Here is a 16,460-nt window from a genome sequence, read left to right as displayed (position 1 = left end):
TCATATATATGAACTTTGTTCTGCCTTATGAAATCCGTGCATGACCGGTACACGTAAACACACCCGGTCCAAAAATCGGGCCAAAGTGAGTTTCAGCTGCACCGCAAAGTTCTAGTTATCAACCATTTAGCTTGGCATAACATGCAATATCCGCGTGGGTCGCAAACCATATATCCTTATAGGTGCGAATATGCGCAATCAGTTCTTTCAGTATCCAGATTCTCGAACGGTGCCCGATGATATCCGGATGCATGGTTAGCTGGAAAATGCCACCCTCTTCGTAAGCTGCATCGAACTCCCGGAGAAATATCTGGAGAATATCGTGCGGTGCGATCTGCGGGCGTAACCCACCCCATCTGTCCATGACGAGATAGGCTGCGTCATCTCGAATCCATTCCACAGGTAGTTCGGTGACACCACACGGCTCGCCATTAAGCAAAAGCTCGTAGCAATCTACATCCGCCATAAGCGATGAATCGTAGATCAATCCCATTTCAGAAGTGATCTGCAATGTGTTGTCGCTGAAATCCCAGGACGGCGTACGAATGCCGACCGGGCGAACACCGGTGATCTTTTCCAGCGTATCAGCGGCACGATGTTGAAGATCGCGCTCTGTTTCACCGTCAAGCAATGTGTTGCGCTCGTGTATCCAGCCATGAAGGGCAATTTCGTGCCCCTCGCCGATCAGGGCGCGTTGCTCATCAGGATAATGCATGGCCGAAATGGCAGGCACGAAGAATGTTGCCGGGATGTTATCGCGGCGCAGAATTTCGCGGATACGAGGGATGCCCTGCCTTGGGCCAAACTGCCCCTGCGACAAAGCCGATATTGATTTTCCGCCATCACGCAGTTCAAACGTGTCATGGTCTGAATCGAAGGACAAAGCGACTGCGCATCGAGCGCCGCCTTGCCAGGAAGACGGTTTGAAACTGCGGCCAGCGCGGGCACGATTCATGATGGTCTGAAGCCGTTCTTCAGACCATGTCCAGGTTGGAACAGGCGCGTCAGTTGTCATGATGTCGGCCCTCCACTGACCGATAATGTCTGGCCCGTGATCCAGCTCGCAAAGGGAGATGCGAGAAAAAGCACAGCATTCGAGATGTCTTCCGGCAGTCCGATCCGGCGCAACGGAATTTCGTTGATCATTGCGGCCTGCCCCTCATCACCATAGGAAGCCCACTGACGCTCATAGTCAGGGCTGGTGCGCAAAAAGCCGGGAGCAACGGCATTGACGTTGATCCCGAATGGTCCAAGCTCGTGACCCAGTTGGCGGGCAAGACTGATCAACGCAGCCTTCGCGCTCGCATAGGCCTGAATGCCAGTGAGGCTAACGCCAAGACCGGCGCCGCTGGAAATGAAGACCATTTTGCCCGTGCCCCGCCGCTTCATGGCCGGCACAAGTGCCCGGGCGACCAGAAATGCCCCGCGCACATTAATGTCGTAGATGCGATCCCAATCAGCGGCTGGAACGTTCTCCACCGGACGCTTCTTCTGTCCGAGGACACCACCGGCAACATGGACGAAGATATCAAAGCCTCCATTGGCCTCTTCTACCGCCGCCAAAGCGGCTATCGCGGCTTCATCGGTCACATCCAGATGTACTGTTCTGATCGAGCCGCCACGCCCGGGCTGTGCCTCACGGGCCAATTCTGTCAGTTCATTGTCCAAAACATCGGTAGCAGTAACGATTGCACCGTCCGCAGCAAATGCCTCGCAGATAGCCCGCCCAATTCCCCTTGCGGCTCCGGTCACCAGAACCCGCTTTTCTTTGAATTCTATATCCATGTTATTGCTTGTCTGCTGTTGTTGGTTTGTATCCAAGGCGCGCGCTCAACTCTGCCGCATGCTTGACGACAGCGTCGATCATGCGCTGACGGCATGCGGTAAAGCGCGATGAGATGGTGGCCATATTGAGCGTTGCGACCACTTCACCGCTGGCATCAAAAACTGGAGCAGCGACGCCGGACCCGCCGACAACCGCCTCTTCGTCACAGATTGCAAAGCCGTCCTCGCGGGCAACTTCAATGATACGACGTATCTGTACGCGATCGATCACGGTCTTATCCGTCAAAGGAACGATCCGTTCTTTGGCCAGATAGGAAGATGTCTTTTCCGGCTGCCAATGCGCCAGAAGAACCCGCCCCATTGCCGTGCAATAGGCAGGATCAGACCCTGTCAGATCAGAATCGAAGCGGACCGCCTGATGACTGACGCTCTTGGCGAGAAGCTTAACCCGCCCATCCTTGCGGCGTGTGCCGAGAAAAACGGTTTCGCCCTCACTGTCACGCATGGCGTCCATGATCGGCTGAGCCGTTGCGATCAGATAGGCATCGCTGCCGCTCGACCAGCCCGGCCCGTCACGAAACGCCTCATGGATGCGATAGGACTCGGTATCGTCCCGCACCACATAGGCGCGGGCCACCAATGTAGCCAGCAGATTGAACGTACTGCTTTTGGGATAACCAAGCTCAGCGACAATTGCTTTGAGCGTCACTGGCTTATGCGCACGACCGAGGAATTCGAGGATCTCGAGAACCCGAACGGCCGACTTAACTTCACCACTGTTTTCAATGTTCATATACGTGAACCAAATTCCTATTGTGGAATAATGTGGCAGACATACGATCAAGTGGCAATACAAAAAGGAGCGCATCTGGAAATGAACTCACAAAACAAGGTTGCCATTGTTACTGGCGGGGCAAGAGGCATCGGAAAGGCTTGCGCTCTCGATCTGGCGCGTGCGGGCTATGACATTGCGCTGGTTGATCTGCTGGAAGTGGAACTGGCGGCAACCGCAGCCGAAATTGAAGGCCTCGGCGTCAAGGCGATCTCCTGCGTGGCCGATGTTTCCAGCCACAAGCGGGCTGGTGAAGTCGTCGCACAAACCGTTGAAACATTTGGCCGTCTTGACTTTCTGCTCAACAATGCAGGCCGTTCTGCCCCGGTTGGCATTCTCGACATTTCGGAAGATGAGTTCGACCGCGCGATCGCCATCAACCTGAAAAGCTGCTTCAATTATATCCAGCATTCGGCGCCACATATGCTGAAACAGGGCGGCGGCCGCATTGTTTCCATGTCGTCGCTCAATGCACTTTCCGGGGGTGTGACCGCAGCCGTCAGCAGGTTTGCCTATGCTGCCGCAAAAGCCGGCATTCTGGGCATGACCCGCTCGCTCGCCAAGGAACTCGGCCCGAATATCGCCGTAAATGCGATCTGCCCCGGCGTCATCCGCACCGAGATCGACACGAATGTTACCGAACGCGCCGATGAAGTCATCAAGGGCATCGCGCTCGGTCGCCTTGGTTGTGCTGACGACGTGGCACGCCTTGTCACGTTCCTTGCCACATCCGAACCGTGCTTCATAACCGGTCAGGCATTCACGGTTGATGGCTTTCAATTCAATGTTTGACATGAACGCAGAAGGAAGTAATCAGCACCACTTCAGATTACTCCCTTCGACGGGATTGCGCTGAAAAGCGCAATCCCGAACATAAGGGCGACAATAACGGACCTCAATACAATGGGAGCCAGACGATGGAGGGTCGAGCTATGGCGAAGAACCATCACGATATCTGGGATATTGTGGACGGCAAAAGTGCCGCTTATTTCGAACTCAGCGACACGGTTTGGGATCATCCTGAGACCAATTATGAAGAATATGAGTCCAGCACAGCTCATGCTGCAATGCTTGAAGCTGAAGGGTTTCGCGTCTCGCGCGGCATCGCAGGACTGCCGACCGCCGTCATGGGCGAAGCAGGTGACGAAGGTCCGGTCATTGCCATTCTTGGCGAATTCGATGCCCTTCCCGGCTTGAGCCAGATCGCGGGCATTGCAGAAGAACAGCCCATCGAGGCAGGCGGACACGGCCATGGCTGCGGCCATAATCTGCTTGGTGCCGGTTCACTTCTGGCAGCGGCGGCAGTGAAGCAATATCTCGAAACACATGGGATCAAGGGACGTGTGCGCTATTACGGCTGCCCGGCGGAAGAAGGCGGATCAGCCAAGGGCTTCATGGTGCGCGAAGGCCTTTTTGACGATGTCGACGTCGCCTTTTGCTGGCACCCGGCACCTTTCGCAGGCGTCAACGACCCCGTATCGCTGGCCTGTAACGAAATAAGCTTTCATTTCACCGGTCGCGCGGCCCATGCAGCCTCCGCCCCCCATTTGGGACGCAGCGCTCTCGACGCCGTTGAGTTGATGAATGTCGGCGTCAATTACATGCGCGAGCACATGCCTTCTTCGGCCCGCATTCATTACGCTGTGACGGATTCCGGCGGTTTCGCGCCCAATGTCGTGCAGGCCAAGGCCAGCGTGCGCTATCTCATCCGCGCGCTGAGTCTGCCCGTGATGCAGACCTTGTTGGAGCGGGTTAAGAAGATCGCCGACGGCGCAGCGCTTATGACGGAAACGACGGTACGCAGCGAAATTGTTAGCGGCGACGCCAATCTGATCGGCAACAAGCCGCTGGAACAGCTTATGCAGCGCGAGCTGGAGCGTTTGGGACCACCAGTATTCGACGCAAAAGATCAGGAAATGGCACAGCGTTTTCAGGCCACGCTGACCAAGGAAGACATTTCTGACGCTTTTCGCCGTTTCGGCGTCGAACCGAAGGAAGGCCTTGCTCTTTGTGAAGATGTTTATGAACCCTATAAGGGAGACAATTCCCTCGTTGGTTCGACAGACGTTGGTAGCGTGAGCTGGGTTGTCCCCACCGTGCAGATGCGTGGCGCTACCTGCGCTATTGGCACGCCGCTCCATTCGTGGCAAATGGTGGCGCAAGGTAAATTACCTGTGGCTCATAAAGGAATGGCTCATGCTGCAAAGGTCATGGGAAGCACGGCAGTGGAACTGTTTTTGCATCCCGAACGGATTGTAGAAGCCAAACAGGACCACGTGAAAAGGCTTAACGGCGATGTTTTCGTCAATCCTATTCCAGATAGTGTGCAGCCTGCCCTGCCCGTCGCAGCGAAATGAAACATGGTCCAGCGCGACCGCCGGAAAGTGAAATGAACTTCAATCAATCCTTCAAGAATTGGCCTCTCGCATCATGAAGGCTTTTTTCGACATTCTAAGCTTCGGCCCCGACGGCTGGGGCTATGTTCTCGTGATGGCGGCTTTGGTAACGGTCTCGCTGGCCGTTGTCGGTTTCCTGCTGGGTGCAACCATTGGCGTATTCGCCGCCTGGGCAAAGATTTCCGGCGGACGCACACTGCGCGGCGTTGCTGATGGCTACACCACCATCATTCGTGGCGTTCCCGATCTTCTGGTGATCTATCTGTTTTATTTCGGCGGCAGCGCCGCCGTTACGGCGCTTGGAAAGTTCTTCGGCGCTCAAGGCTTCATCGGCTTTCCCGCTTTTCTGGCTGGCGTGCTGGCCATTGGCATTTCCTGCGGTGCGCATCATACGGAAGTGTTTCGCGGCGCATTCAGAGCCGTATCCAAGGGAGAGCTTGAAGCTGCATCGGCCTGCGGCATGGGTCAGGCGCTCAAATTTCGTCGTATTATCGCGCCACTGGCCCTGCGCCATGCGCTGCCCGGTCTTGGCAATGTCTGGCAGGTTGCGTTGAAAGAATCTGCTCTGATCTCTGTTGTCGGCGTGGTCGATATTCTGCGTCAGGCGCAGATCGGCGCAGGCTCGACTGGACTCCCTTTCAACTTCTTCCTGATTGCAGGCGCGCTCTATCTGCTGATTTCCTCGGTTTCCGGCAGCATCCTGCAAGCTGCTGAACGTCATTTCTCGCGTGGCGTCAGGAGGGCAAAATGAACCGTCAATTCTACACAGAATCCTTTCTGGCAATGATGGGCGGGGTGCCGTTGACGTTGCAGCTTGCGGCCATATCCATCGTGTGCGGCGCAATTCTTGCCCTGCTGTTTGCTATGATGCGGTTGTCGGGAATAAAGGTCCTCGACTGGATTGCTCGGCTCTATGTGTTCGTGTTCCGTGGAACGCCGCTTCTAGTGCAAATCTTCATCATCTATTATGGTCTCAGCCAGTTTTCGACGATCCGCTATTCGTTCTTGTGGCCCATTCTCCGTGAGCCATACTGGTGCGCAATCATCGCGCTGACGCTGAACAATGCAGCCTATGCCAGCGAGATTATTCGCGGTGGTCTGCTGTCTGTGCCGCACGGCCAGATTGAGGCGGCAAAAGCCTGCGGCATGTCGCGTTTCACCTGCTTCCGCAGGATCGTGATGCCGCTTGCTATCCGACAGGCGCTACCCGGCTATGGCAATGAAATGATCTCGATGATCAAAGCAACCTCGCTTGCCTCCATCATCACGCTCATGGAAGTCACCGGCATTGCAGCCAAGCTCATTGCCGAAAGCTACCGCGTGATTGAGGTGTTCGTGATTGCGGGCGCGATCTATCTTGCTATCAATTTCGTTCTGACACGCTTGCTGCTGATCGCCGAATACAGGCTCACGCCCTATTTGCGCCAGCCCGTCGCTCGTATCTCCACCGAAGGAAAAACATCGTGAGTAAAGCCATCTCTCCTAACGCACCGGTGGCGCTAAAAGTCGAAAACCTGCGTAAAAGCTTTGGCGCGAATGAAGTGCTGAAGGGCATTTCGCTTGAAGCACGCGAAGGCGAAGTCATCTCAATCCTTGGCTCTTCCGGCTCCGGAAAATCCACTTTGCTGCGTTGCATCAACCTTCTGGAAATTCCAACATCCGGCACCGTCACCGTTTCTGGCGAAACGATCCGGATGGCCAAGAACTCCAAGGGCGAAGCCTATCCCGCAGACAAGAAGCAGGTCTCGCGAATCCGCTCCGAACTTGGCATGGTATTCCAGAGCTTCAATCTCTGGTCACACAAGACCATTCTTGAAAACATCATCGAAGCGCCGATCTATGTTCAGGGTCGGCAGCGCGCGGAATGCATTGCAGAGGCCGAAGCGCTACTCGCCAAGGTTGGCATCGCAGATAAGCGCGACTTCTACCCCTCACATCTCTCCGGTGGTCAGCAACAGCGTGCCGCCATTGCCCGCGCATTGGCAATGAAGCCAAAGGTGATGCTGTTCGACGAGCCAACCTCCGCGCTTGATCCCGAACTCGTCGGCGAGGTACTGCGTGTCATGCGCGGCTTGGCCGAAGAAGGACGCACCATGCTCGTCGTCACCCACGAAATGGGCTTTGCCCGTGATGTGTCGAACCGGGTCGTCTTCGTCCATCAAGGGCTGATCGAAGAAGACGGTGCGCCCGAAGAGGTGTTTACAAACTCCAAATCAGAGCGTTTTCGCAAGTTTATCAGCCATGAAAACGCCGGCTGATTATTTCAAACGTCACTGATTTATGCCAAAAGACCGCTCAGCACTTAACTGCAGTAAGGTAATTAAGATGAAGACCAAGGGATTGTTCAAAGCCCTTCTCGTTTCGGCCCTCGTTGTGACCGCTGCTTCGGCCCATGCCGAAGAGAAGAAGTGGACCAAGCTCACTATCGCGACCGAAGGCGCGTTCCGTCCATATAATTTCACCAAGCCAGACGGTACGCTGGACGGTTATGAAATCGAATTGAGCAAAGACCTCTGCGCCCGCATGAAGGTTGAGTGCACCATGATTGCACAGCCTTTCGACGGCATCATCCCGGCCTTGAATGCAGGCAAGTTCGACGCAATCATGGCTGGCCTTACCGCTACGCCGAAACGCGAAGAAACCATCGACTTTTCCGTCTCTTATGGCTTGACCCCGCAGACCTTCGCCACGCTGAAGGATAGCCCATTCGCAAAGCTGCCACATACGGGCGAAACGCTCTATCTGGCCAAGGACGAAGCTGCCGCTCAGAAGGCGATTGACGACGTCAACGCTGAAATCAAGGGCCGCACAATCGGTGTACAGACTGCCTCGCTCGGCCTCTCGCTGCTCGACAAGTATTTCAAGGATTCTGCCGATATTCGTGAATACAAGACCACCGATCAGCACGACCTCGACCTCAAGTCGGGCCGCGTCGATCTTGTCGTCGCTTCATTGGCTTATCTGAGCGATGCGGCCAAAAAGCCCGGCAATGAAGATATTGTCATGACCGGTCCTTTCTTTAAGGGCGGCATTCTGGGTCGCGGCGTCGCCGTTGGTCTTCGCAAGAACGAACCTGAACTTCAGAAGATGTTCAATGAAGCCATTGAAGCCGCTAAGGCCGATGGCACCATCAAGCGTCTTTCTGAGAAGTGGTTCGGTTTCGACGTGACACCGTAATCGATTCGTCAGCGATACTGTTGAAAGGCCGCCTCAAGGGCGGCTTTTTTATGTCAAGAAGCCGCTTGATCAGGCGCCGTATTTCGACTCCACCGGCCACACTGACTGGAGCTTTTCACCACCTAGAATACGGTCACGGGCCGAAGCTTCGTTTGCGCCCAGCTTGTCGGCCTGATCCGCGACTGCAGCAACCATGTTCTTAGGGATGACGACAACGCCATCGATATCCGCGAAGATGACGTCGCCCGGCATGATCTTCACGCCGGCGATTTCGATTGGAACTTGCGAGAGCTTCGGTTCCATCTTGCCGGATACCGAAACCGGAGACCGCGCGCGACCGAAAAGCGGATAGCCAAGATGGCGAACCTGCGCGATATCACGCACCGTTCCGTTGACGATCGTGGCAGCCGCGCCCCGCGTTTTCGCGCCTGTGCTCATCAGCTCTCCCGAGCAGGAACCCTGCGCGCAGGACGCATCAACGACAACAATACCGCCCTTTGGCGCGTTGTCGATGGCATTGTGATAGACATCCTGCGGCTGATTGCGTCGTTCGCTTGGCGCAAACTGCACCGTGACTGCGGGACCGCAAACCACTTCGCCCGGCTTCAATTCACCCTGTAACGATATACCGTCCAGATAGCCCCAGCCACCCAGTTGTTCAAGACTGTCATGGACATCGCCGGAATACCATTTCGAAAGACGCTCGATCGACGCCCAGTCTGTATCGGAATAATCGAAGTTGCTCATTTGGTTTTGACCTTGTTCTTGAGATTTGAATTGTCTAGCGCCACCTTGAGATAACGCGAACTTTCATCGATCTGTCTGCGAATGGATTGCCGGGCGGTCTCGGGTTCTCTGGCCTTGATGAGGTTGTAAATTTCCTCATGCTCGGCAAACCCATCTTCCAGCGATTTGTTCGGCACGCGGCTCGTGACCCGGATGACGTCGATGATGATCGAGAAAAGATTGTCATAAACGACATTGAGGATTTCGTTGCCCACGGAATGTACGAGCCCAAGATGAAAAGCGGCATCGCTATCGGTAAAACGGGCCATGTCATTGGCGTCAGCCGCAGCCCTCATACTGGCAAGCGCTTCGTCAACTTCCGGCGTCATCACCAGGTCTTCCGAACTCAGTCGCGTCACGACTTCCGTCTCGATGATCCGGCGCACATCCATGAGTTGGACGAGATAGTCGGAATTATTGGCAAAGAGCTGTTTGACAGTCGTTGCAAGCGAACCGAGAAATTCTCCGACATCGTCACGTACAACAAGCGCTCTTTCACCGTGTTTGCGGCGAACGAGCCCCTTTGTTTCGAGGATTTGAAGCGCTTCACGAACAGATCGCGTGCTTACATTGAATTCACGCGCCATTGCGGCTTCGGCAGGCAGACGATCGCCAATCTTGAGCTTGCCGGAAAGTATCTGAGCTTCCAGCGCCTCAACGACCGAGACGTGCAGCTTGTCACGATCAGGTAACGCGCGCCTCGTCAGATATCGATTGTCTGCCTGTTCTGTCACCATGCCGTAAAGCCTCCATCCACAACGACATTCGAACCTGTCATATAGGACGAGGCATCGGATGCCAGAAACTGTATCACGCCATTATATTCATCGATCTCTGCTTGTCGGTTCATCGGAACGCGTTCGAGAAACGCATCCACAAATTCCTTGTCAAAGTTTGCGGTTTTCACGCCACCGAACGAAATCAGGTTTACTCGGACATTTTTGGTTCCCCAATAGGTGCCAAGATAGCGGGTCAAGTTGACAAGACCGGATTTGGAAGCCGCATAGGAGACGGCCTTGATGAACGGCTCGCCATCTCGTGCTTCGCGATATGCATAGAGCGCCTGATTGGGCGACACGATGCCGTAGATCGAACCGACATTGATGATGCTGCCGCGTCTGGCGTCGGCCATCTTCGAGCCGATGACCTGACAGCACAGCATCACACCCGTCAGATTGGTCTCGATGATCTCGTTCCAGTATTTCTGCGGGTAAATTTCAAAAGGGCTGTTCTGGTCGGCAGAGCCAGACGGCTTTGAATCAATGCCAGCATTATTGACCAGAATATGCGGCACACCCCAATCGGCGATGAGCTGTTCGGTTGCCTGCTCAAGGCTGGCCTTGTCCGTAACACTCGCGACATAAACGCGAATGTTCTTCGTCAAGCCCGGAAACTTCGCTTCGAGATCGGCAGCGTCGATTGCCCGGCGGCTGAAGATCGCCACCTTGGCGCCAGCTTCGGCAAGCGACTTGCTGAACTGGGTTCCGAGCTGCCCCAACCCGCCTGTTACAATGGCGATCTTGTCTCTCACACTGAACTTGTCTGTCATAATTTCATTCCTGCACCTTAGAGCTCGTTTCGATCTGACCGGATCAGATCGGCGCTCTAAATGTTTGTTTTAACACGCATCTTTTCCGAAAGCTGTTTCATGCTTTTCGGGATGCGCTCCAATCTGCTGGCTTCGGGGTCGTCCAAGTTCTCAAGAGCAAGGTTCCGTTCCATCAGTATTCAGACCAGCACTGTGGCGGGTTGTGTCTTTCACAGCCCCGCCACGGCAGTTGTGTCACGACCGAGGCAAGTCACTGGCCAGCAGTTTCTGCGGGTCCAGACGAGCGCCATGATATTTTTCGTAAATGTCGATCAGCTTGCCGTTGTCGAGATTGGTCTTGATCCACGCGTCGATCCATTCCTTGAGCTTCGGCTCGTTCTTGCGGAGTGCAATGCCCAGCGGGTAAGCCTTGGCGACAAACTTTTCTTCGAGGTCGAGCTTGGGGTTGGCCTTGATCAATTCCGTCAGAAGCGGGCGGGACGTTGCATAAATTGCAATCTGGCCGCTGGTGACTGCCGCACTCGATGTTGGATCATCCTCAAACCGCACGATCTGCACGCCGGCAACATCCGCCGTCTTTTCCGTCAGATTGGTGTCGTTGACCGTACCGCGCGTGACCGCAACAGATGCATCGGTTAGATCCGCATAGGATTTCACTTTTGCTTCTTTGGGTGCTGCAACGACAATTGCGGTTTCAGCATAGGGAATGCTGAAATCAACAACCTCCAGCCGCTCCTTTGTTATTGAAAGCGTGGACACCGCCAAATCAGCCTTGCCGGAGACAAGAAACGGAATGCGACCCGAGGTTGGAACCGTCAGGAACTCCACATCCACGCCCAGGTCCCTGGCCAACAGCTTCGCTGTTTCGACTTCCGAGCCGGTCGGCTGGAACTGTGCATCGCGCATCGCATAGGGCGGGTTGCCAAGATCAATGGCGACCTGCAGTTTGCCTTTCTGGCGGATCGTATCCAGTTGATCGGCAAAAGAGGTCTGGGGCATCATGGCCGCCATACCGATGCCAAGTCCCATTATTGCCAGAAATCTTCTCTTGTTCAGAATAGTCATATTTCCTCCTCCTGTTGTTGATGATGTCGCTCCTCATCGACACCACATGCTTATGATCGGATTTTCAGTGATGCGCGCCAACGAAGCTGCGCAATTCAGGTGTTTGCGGATTTGCCAAAATTGTCGGCTCGCCCTGTTCGCAAATCTGGCCCTGATGCATGAAGACAATTCTGTCTGCCACGCGCAGGGCAAAATCCATTTCGTGGGTGACGAGCAGCATCGTCATGCCACCCCGCGCCAGATCTTCGATGACCTTCAGCACTTCTCCGGTCAGTTCAGGGTCCAGCGCCGAAGTGACCTCGTCGAACAGCATGACCTTCGGCTTCATCGCGAGTGATCGGGCAATGGCTACACGTTGCTGTTGTCCGCCGGACAATTGCTCGGGATAGGAATCTATCTTTTCCGCCAGTCCAACCTGCCGCAAAACCGTCTCGGCTATTTCGCGCGCGGCGGGTCTTGTCAGTTTCTTGACCCAGCGCAGCGCCAGAGTGATATTTTGTTCAACCGTCAGATGCGGGAAGAGGTTGTAGCTTTGAAAGACAATGCCAACATCCTGTCGGAGCGCGCGCAGATTGATATTGGGATCACTGACACGATGATCGCAAACCCAGATATCCCCGCTGTTGACGGTTTCGAGCCGGTCGACACAGCGAAGCGCTGTGCTTTTGCCGGAACCGCTTCGTCCGATCAGAGCAACAACCTGTCCCTTCTCAATTTCGAGATTGATACCTCTGAGCACCGGCAGCGAGCCATAGCTTTTATGAACGTCAACAAACTTAACGACGGCTGACACTGTACATCCTCTCGAATTTCCGGCTGGCCGCTGAGAGCGGGAAGCAAATGCAAAAGTAGAAGAATGCGATCACGAGATAGGTCGTGAAGGGCTGGAACGTCGAAGCGTTGATTTCCTTGCCAATATAGGTCATCTCGGCCATGCCGATGATCGATGCGAGCGACGTGTTCTTGACGATCTGGACCATGAAGCCGACTGTTGGCGGCGTTGCGATGCGAATAGCCTGGGGCATGATGACGAGGAACAGCCCCTGCAATCCAGTCAAGGCCAGACAATCGGATGCTTCCCACTGCGTGCGTGGCACGGATTGCAGACTACCTCGCCAGATGGCGCCAAGGAAGGCGCTCGCGAAGATCGTCATCGCAACGCTGGCCGCAAAAAGTGACGAAACTTCAATGCCGAAGACCGGCAAACCGAAGTAAACGATGAACATCAGGATCAGAACCGGTGTGCCCTGCACCAGAACGGTATAACCATCGACCAGAGCAACCAAAGCCTTGTTCTTTGCTATTCCAGCCAGCGCCACGGCAAAGCCAAGCAGGCCGCCGAATATGAAGGCGATGATCGAAAGCAGAACTGTCCAGACCAAGCCTTGAAGCAGAACTTCGATGTGAATCCAGGAGAAATTCGTAAACATCCCGACCTCCTAAAGATTGGTGCCAAGACGGCGTTTGCGTGGAAACAACGCCAACCCCAGAAGCTTGAACAGTCCCCGCATCAATAGGGAAAGAACGAGATAAATCACCAGAATGACGAGATAGACTTCGAAAGAACGAAAGGTCATCGACTGGATTCTGGACGCAGCTCCGGTCAGCTCTTCAGCCGATATCTGCGATGCAACACTTGTTGCCAGCATCAACAGCACATACTGACTGACGAGAGCGGGATAAACCTTCTCAAGTGCTGGCGGCAGCATAATCCCTGCAAGCATTTGCAGCCGGGACAGTCCCAGTGTGTCAGCAGCTTCCAGCTGGCCGGGGTGAATGGCCTGCAAGCCCGCGCGAATGATCTCGCTGGAGTAAGCGCCAACATTGATGGTCAGGCCGATTAGCGCCGAGGTCTGGGCGGAAAATTTGACGCCCATGGAAGACAGTCCGAAATAGACCAGAAACAGCTGCACGAGCAGAGGTGTATTGCGGATCGCCTCGACATAGATCGCCACGAGAATGCGCAGGAACTTGTATTTGCTGATGCTGGCAACCGCACAGATCGTGCCCAGCACGAAGCCCAGCGCCGTGACAATCAGGGACATTTGGATCGTCGCCAAAGTACCTTTGAGCAGCAGCGGCCAATACTGGCTGAGGAAGCTGAAACTGAACTCGTAGCTCATAGAGACTTCACCAGTTCAGGCGAAGAACCCTGCAAGGCACAAGTCAGTTTCTGTTCCACGCCCAACCACAGACAGGCAGATGCTCCGCCTGAAACACAGCCGCACGCGATCATACAATCGAAGATTGCAGTGTACAATCCAGTCACAAATATTTCCTCCCAAGCTCGATGTGCTCCACCCTCACAAGGGTCTCCTCGAAGCGACATCTGCTCAATTTTAACCAAGCTAATTCCAACTTATGACATATGTCAAGATTGTGGGCGGATTTCTTTGCTATGGGGATGAAACTTACGTTTTCACCCGAAACTTGTTCCGCTTTTGGTCGAGTAATCGCCGTGTGCGCAATAGGCAGACGGTACAAAAACAAACAAACGGGCAATAACCGGTTGGCTTACTTTGCTAACAACTCATTGAAATATTTTAGTAATGGCGTATCCGCCATCAATCACAACGGCTTCGGACGAAAAAGAATATCGCCCGTTATCCGTTCACTCCCATTTAAGCAAGTGCGGCACTCAAATCATGGGAGAGATCATTGATTTCCCGCAGGTCGAGCTCGGATTCCACATGTTCAAGGTGGTGTGCCATCAGATCGGCGGCCTTTGTGACGTCGCCATGCAGAATCGCTTCTACAATCTCCGCGTGTTCATCAGGCCCGCAGTTGAAGCGGTTGGTATTGCGGTAGACAGCCGTGATGAGAGAGGTGCGCGAAATGAGATCGCGCATCGTTGTGAACAGAAAATCAGACCCCGTCAATTCGGCCAGCAGCAGATGAAAACCACCTGACAGCTTGATAATATCGGTCGTGACATTGTTCTTGTTGGCGACACGTTCTTTCGCAACATGTTCGCGCAAAATCTTGATCTTGTCCTTTGACGGAGAACGCCCAAGGCGCTCGACCACACAACGCTCAACAGTCCGGCGTACGAAGAACACATCCCGCGCTTCTTCCACGGTCGGCTTGCAAACAAAAGCGCCGCGATTGGGAATAATCGTGACAAGCCCTTCCCGTTCAAGCGCGGCAAGCGCCTGACGGATACGCGCACGGCTGACGTGAAAAATCGTCGCCATCTGCTCTTCTTTAAGCTGCACCCCCGGACGCAGACGGCGCTCGGCAATGGATAGCCATACTTTCTCAACAATCTGCTGCGTCGAGACACCTGTCTGATCAGTCATGGTCTTGCTCCCGTTCCGATTCAGGAAGCGTGATGCGACCGAAAAAGTCAACTATTGCAACCGCAAAGCGCCTACAAAATTGTCAACAATACATCGTGATGCTTCTATTTCAGGCACATATTCCGCAGATGGCGTTCGTATTGCCCGTCTTCACACGCGGATAGTCATAGGTGTTCACCTTCGAAGTCGCGTAGCCCGCTCCGACCAAAGCTTCGGCAAGCTTCACCGCCGCCGCAACGCCGTCGATCACCGGAACGCCCGTTGCATCCCGCAACCGGTCGCACAAGGACGTCATGCCCGCGCAGCCGAGAATGATCGCCTCCGCCCGATCTTCGCGTTTGGCGAGTTCGATCTCGTTGATCAAAAGCCGTTCTGCTTCCGCAGGATCATCTTCCAAGCCGAGTACCGGCAAATTGATCGCACGCACTTTTCTGCAATGACGATCTGCGCCGTAATCACTGACCAGATCTTCGATGATCGGAACCGACCGCGGCAAGGTCGTGATAATTGAAAAGCGCCGGCTGATCGTCATAGCCACCTGTACCGCCGCCTGACAAATACCCAGTACCGGACCCTTCGCGATCTCTCGCGCCGCATGCAGGCCGGGATCGTCAAAGCAGGCGATCACATAGGCGTCCACACCTTGCGCTTCACCTTTTCGGATTTCCGCAAGCATGCCCGGCACAGCCAGTGCTTCGTCGGTTCCGCCTTCAATGCTGACAGGCGTGTCGGCAGGATTTGAGGCTGAGACCGTGGTGCTGCTGTGTTTGACGAGCAGAGCACTATCAAGAGCTTGCTCTGTCATAGACGCTGTTGAGTTAGGATTGATCAGATGAATGTGCATGGTAAAAATTCTCGAAGAACCGTCGTTCTGGCCTAGTTTTCCGGCTTCACGAAATCGGCGATGGGCGGTGCCTTCAAAACGAACTGACGATCTGAAGTGATGTAATTGTCGGCGTGAAGCCGGGCAATCGGTTGATAGAATTCGGGATCGACGTAGTGGCCGTCGGCATCCAGACAATTGCGACGAACGTGCATATGCACCACCTCACCCAGGATAAGCGCGCGACGCGGATAATCGATCACACGTTCGACACGGCACTCGAAGGTGCAAGGTGCCTGCTCAGCAAAAGAGACATCGATTTTCTGGCAGGGTGTCGCTGACAGCCCCGCCATCTCAAGCTCATCGACCTCGCTGTCGAAACCCAATCCGCAGATCAGCATCTGTTCCGACAATGCCATGTCGATCATGCTGATTGCGAACTCGCCAGTGCGACGGATATTCGCCAGCGTGTCCTTCTCCTCACCGGAAAGACGTGGTTGAATGCCCAGAACGACAATGGCCGGGTCGTGCGAAAACACGTTGAAGAAACTCATCGGCGCGGCATTGCTATGGCCTGCTGGTGAACGGGTTGTCACAAGTGCTATCGGTCGTGGACCGATGAAATTCGTCAGAAGCCTGTAACGGCTTTGAGGGTCCAACTCTTCAAAATCGAATTCCATCACGTCCCCAGAACCTGATTTATTATCTACAATAATATTTCATATTGTCGACAATTTAACAACCCGCT

Annotated in this window: 19 protein-coding genes; 6 read left to right on the top strand and 13 right to left on the bottom strand. The window is 54.4% G+C overall.

Going from position 1 to position 16,460, the window contains the following annotated elements; translation table 11 throughout:
- Window positions 1–118: 118 nt before the first annotated feature.
- Genes D8666_RS11015 through D8666_RS11005 form a run of 3 tightly spaced genes read right to left on the bottom strand, consistent with a single transcriptional unit; the run spans window position 119 to window position 2,578 of the window.
- Window positions 119–1,015: a polysaccharide deacetylase family protein gene (locus D8666_RS11015; RefSeq protein WP_109366016.1), complete on the bottom strand. Its 897-nt coding sequence runs from the start codon at window positions 1,013–1,015 to the stop codon at window positions 119–121.
- Window positions 1,012–1,785, bottom strand: a complete 774-nt coding sequence (locus tag D8666_RS11010) for an SDR family NAD(P)-dependent oxidoreductase (protein WP_109366017.1) — start codon at window positions 1,783–1,785, stop codon at window positions 1,012–1,014. Before D8666_RS11010 ends, D8666_RS11015 begins: the two co-directional genes overlap by 4 nt.
- A 1-nt stretch (window position 1,786) precedes the next feature.
- Entirely contained in the window at window positions 1,787–2,578 is a 792-nt protein-coding gene (locus D8666_RS11005; protein WP_109366018.1) for an IclR family transcriptional regulator, read from the bottom strand.
- A gap of 81 nt (window positions 2,579–2,659) precedes the next feature.
- Here D8666_RS11005 and D8666_RS11000 point away from each other — a divergent pair, with 81 nt between their 5' ends.
- The 6 genes from D8666_RS11000 (at window position 2,660) to D8666_RS10975 (ending at window position 8,190) form a co-directional block, all read left to right on the top strand.
- Window positions 2,660–3,409: an SDR family NAD(P)-dependent oxidoreductase gene (locus D8666_RS11000; RefSeq protein ID WP_109366426.1), complete on the top strand. Its 750-nt coding sequence runs from the start codon at window positions 2,660–2,662 to the stop codon at window positions 3,407–3,409.
- Window positions 3,410–3,549: 140 nt separating this feature from the next.
- Window positions 3,550–4,974 carry a M20 family metallopeptidase gene (locus D8666_RS10995; protein ID WP_235858934.1) on the top strand — a complete coding sequence of 475 codons (1,425 nt, stop codon included), beginning with the start codon at window positions 3,550–3,552 and terminating at the stop codon, window positions 4,972–4,974.
- Window positions 4,975–5,047: 73 nt separating this feature from the next.
- Window positions 5,048–5,764 (top strand): ABC transporter permease, encoded by a 717-nt coding sequence (locus tag D8666_RS10990; RefSeq protein ID WP_109366020.1) that lies wholly within the window; start codon window positions 5,048–5,050, stop codon window positions 5,762–5,764.
- Window positions 5,761–6,480 (top strand): ABC transporter permease, encoded by a 720-nt coding sequence (locus tag D8666_RS10985; RefSeq protein WP_121537850.1) that lies wholly within the window; start codon window positions 5,761–5,763, stop codon window positions 6,478–6,480. The genes D8666_RS10990 and D8666_RS10985 overlap by 4 nt, the downstream gene beginning before the upstream one ends.
- On the top strand, window positions 6,477–7,271 hold the full coding sequence (locus D8666_RS10980; RefSeq protein WP_109366022.1) for an ABC transporter ATP-binding protein: 795 nt from the start codon (window positions 6,477–6,479) through the stop codon (window positions 7,269–7,271). The genes D8666_RS10985 and D8666_RS10980 overlap by 4 nt, the downstream gene beginning before the upstream one ends.
- Window positions 7,272–7,338: 67 nt before the next feature.
- Window positions 7,339–8,190: a transporter substrate-binding domain-containing protein gene (locus D8666_RS10975; protein ID WP_109366023.1), complete on the top strand. Its 852-nt coding sequence runs from the start codon at window positions 7,339–7,341 to the stop codon at window positions 8,188–8,190.
- Between the two features lie 69 nt (window positions 8,191–8,259).
- On the opposite strand, the gene D8666_RS10970 is transcribed toward D8666_RS10975, so the two are convergent.
- From D8666_RS10970 to D8666_RS10925, 10 genes are all read right to left on the bottom strand, one after another.
- A complete protein-coding gene (locus tag D8666_RS10970) occupies window positions 8,260–8,937 on the bottom strand; it encodes an RraA family protein (RefSeq protein ID WP_109366024.1) in 678 nt (225 codons plus the stop codon).
- A complete protein-coding gene (locus D8666_RS10965) occupies window positions 8,934–9,713 on the bottom strand; it encodes a FadR/GntR family transcriptional regulator (protein WP_078337161.1) in 780 nt (259 codons plus the stop codon). The genes D8666_RS10970 and D8666_RS10965 overlap by 4 nt, the downstream gene beginning before the upstream one ends.
- Window positions 9,707–10,525 carry an SDR family oxidoreductase gene (locus tag D8666_RS10960; RefSeq protein WP_121537848.1) on the bottom strand — a complete coding sequence of 273 codons (819 nt, stop codon included), beginning with the start codon at window positions 10,523–10,525 and terminating at the stop codon, window positions 9,707–9,709. The genes D8666_RS10965 and D8666_RS10960 overlap by 7 nt, the downstream gene beginning before the upstream one ends.
- Before the next feature lie 234 nt (window positions 10,526–10,759).
- On the bottom strand, window positions 10,760–11,590 hold the full coding sequence (locus tag D8666_RS10955; protein WP_121537846.1) for a transporter substrate-binding domain-containing protein: 831 nt from the start codon (window positions 11,588–11,590) through the stop codon (window positions 10,760–10,762).
- 64 nt (window positions 11,591–11,654) lie between these two features.
- On the bottom strand, window positions 11,655–12,383 hold the full coding sequence (locus D8666_RS10950; protein WP_121537844.1) for an amino acid ABC transporter ATP-binding protein: 729 nt from the start codon (window positions 12,381–12,383) through the stop codon (window positions 11,655–11,657).
- Entirely contained in the window at window positions 12,367–13,020 is a 654-nt protein-coding gene (locus tag D8666_RS10945; protein WP_121537842.1) for an amino acid ABC transporter permease, read from the bottom strand. Before D8666_RS10945 ends, D8666_RS10950 begins: the two co-directional genes overlap by 17 nt.
- Before the next feature lie 9 nt (window positions 13,021–13,029).
- Complete coding sequence (locus tag D8666_RS10940) at window positions 13,030–13,713, bottom strand: amino acid ABC transporter permease (protein WP_109366028.1); 684 nt, start codon at window positions 13,711–13,713, stop codon at window positions 13,030–13,032.
- 498 nt (window positions 13,714–14,211) lie between these two features.
- Entirely contained in the window at window positions 14,212–14,889 is a 678-nt protein-coding gene (locus tag D8666_RS10935) for a GntR family transcriptional regulator (RefSeq protein WP_078337166.1), read from the bottom strand.
- Between the two features lie 109 nt (window positions 14,890–14,998).
- Window positions 14,999–15,733, bottom strand: a complete 735-nt coding sequence (locus D8666_RS10930) for an aspartate/glutamate racemase family protein (protein WP_121537840.1) — start codon at window positions 15,731–15,733, stop codon at window positions 14,999–15,001.
- A gap of 32 nt (window positions 15,734–15,765) precedes the next feature.
- Window positions 15,766–16,392: a flavin reductase family protein gene (locus D8666_RS10925; RefSeq protein ID WP_121537986.1), complete on the bottom strand. Its 627-nt coding sequence runs from the start codon at window positions 16,390–16,392 to the stop codon at window positions 15,766–15,768.
- Between the last annotated feature and the right edge of the window lie 68 nt (window positions 16,393–16,460).

The organism is Ochrobactrum soli (assembly GCF_003664555.1).
GTDB classification, from domain to species: Bacteria; Pseudomonadota; Alphaproteobacteria; order Rhizobiales; family Rhizobiaceae; genus Brucella; species Brucella teleogrylli.
This window is presented reverse-complemented; position numbering and strand designations above follow the sequence as displayed.

Excerpts from the sequence above, each read along its gene's own strand:
- D8666_RS11015 (WP_109366016.1), bottom strand. The coding sequence starts at position 1,015 with ATGACAACTGACGCGCCTGTTCCAACCTGGACATGGTCTGAAGAACGG.
- D8666_RS11010 (WP_109366017.1), bottom strand. The coding sequence starts at position 1,785 with ATGGATATAGAATTCAAAGAAAAGCGGGTTCTGGTGACCGGAGCCGCA.
- D8666_RS11005 (WP_109366018.1), bottom strand. The coding sequence starts at position 2,578 with ATGAACATTGAAAACAGTGGTGAAGTTAAGTCGGCCGTTCGGGTTCTC.
- D8666_RS11000 (WP_109366426.1), top strand. The coding sequence starts at position 2,660 with ATGAACTCACAAAACAAGGTTGCCATTGTTACTGGCGGGGCAAGAGGC.
- D8666_RS10995 (WP_235858934.1), top strand. The coding sequence starts at position 3,550 with ATGGCGAAGAACCATCACGATATCTGGGATATTGTGGACGGCAAAAGT.
- D8666_RS10990 (WP_109366020.1), top strand. The coding sequence starts at position 5,048 with ATGAAGGCTTTTTTCGACATTCTAAGCTTCGGCCCCGACGGCTGGGGC.
- D8666_RS10985 (WP_121537850.1), top strand. The coding sequence starts at position 5,761 with ATGAACCGTCAATTCTACACAGAATCCTTTCTGGCAATGATGGGCGGG.
- D8666_RS10975 (WP_109366023.1), top strand. The coding sequence starts at position 7,339 with ATGAAGACCAAGGGATTGTTCAAAGCCCTTCTCGTTTCGGCCCTCGTT.
- D8666_RS10970 (WP_109366024.1), bottom strand. The coding sequence starts at position 8,937 with ATGAGCAACTTCGATTATTCCGATACAGACTGGGCGTCGATCGAGCGT.
- D8666_RS10965 (WP_078337161.1), bottom strand. The coding sequence starts at position 9,713 with ATGGTGACAGAACAGGCAGACAATCGATATCTGACGAGGCGCGCGTTA.
- D8666_RS10960 (WP_121537848.1), bottom strand. The coding sequence starts at position 10,525 with ATGACAGACAAGTTCAGTGTGAGAGACAAGATCGCCATTGTAACAGGC.
- D8666_RS10955 (WP_121537846.1), bottom strand. The coding sequence starts at position 11,590 with ATGACTATTCTGAACAAGAGAAGATTTCTGGCAATAATGGGACTTGGC.
- D8666_RS10945 (WP_121537842.1), bottom strand. The coding sequence starts at position 13,020 with ATGTTTACGAATTTCTCCTGGATTCACATCGAAGTTCTGCTTCAAGGC.
- D8666_RS10940 (WP_109366028.1), bottom strand. The coding sequence starts at position 13,713 with ATGAGCTACGAGTTCAGTTTCAGCTTCCTCAGCCAGTATTGGCCGCTG.
- D8666_RS10935 (WP_078337166.1), bottom strand. The coding sequence starts at position 14,889 with ATGACTGATCAGACAGGTGTCTCGACGCAGCAGATTGTTGAGAAAGTA.
- D8666_RS10930 (WP_121537840.1), bottom strand. The coding sequence starts at position 15,733 with ATGCACATTCATCTGATCAATCCTAACTCAACAGCGTCTATGACAGAG.
- D8666_RS10925 (WP_121537986.1), bottom strand. The coding sequence starts at position 16,392 with ATGGAATTCGATTTTGAAGAGTTGGACCCTCAAAGCCGTTACAGGCTT.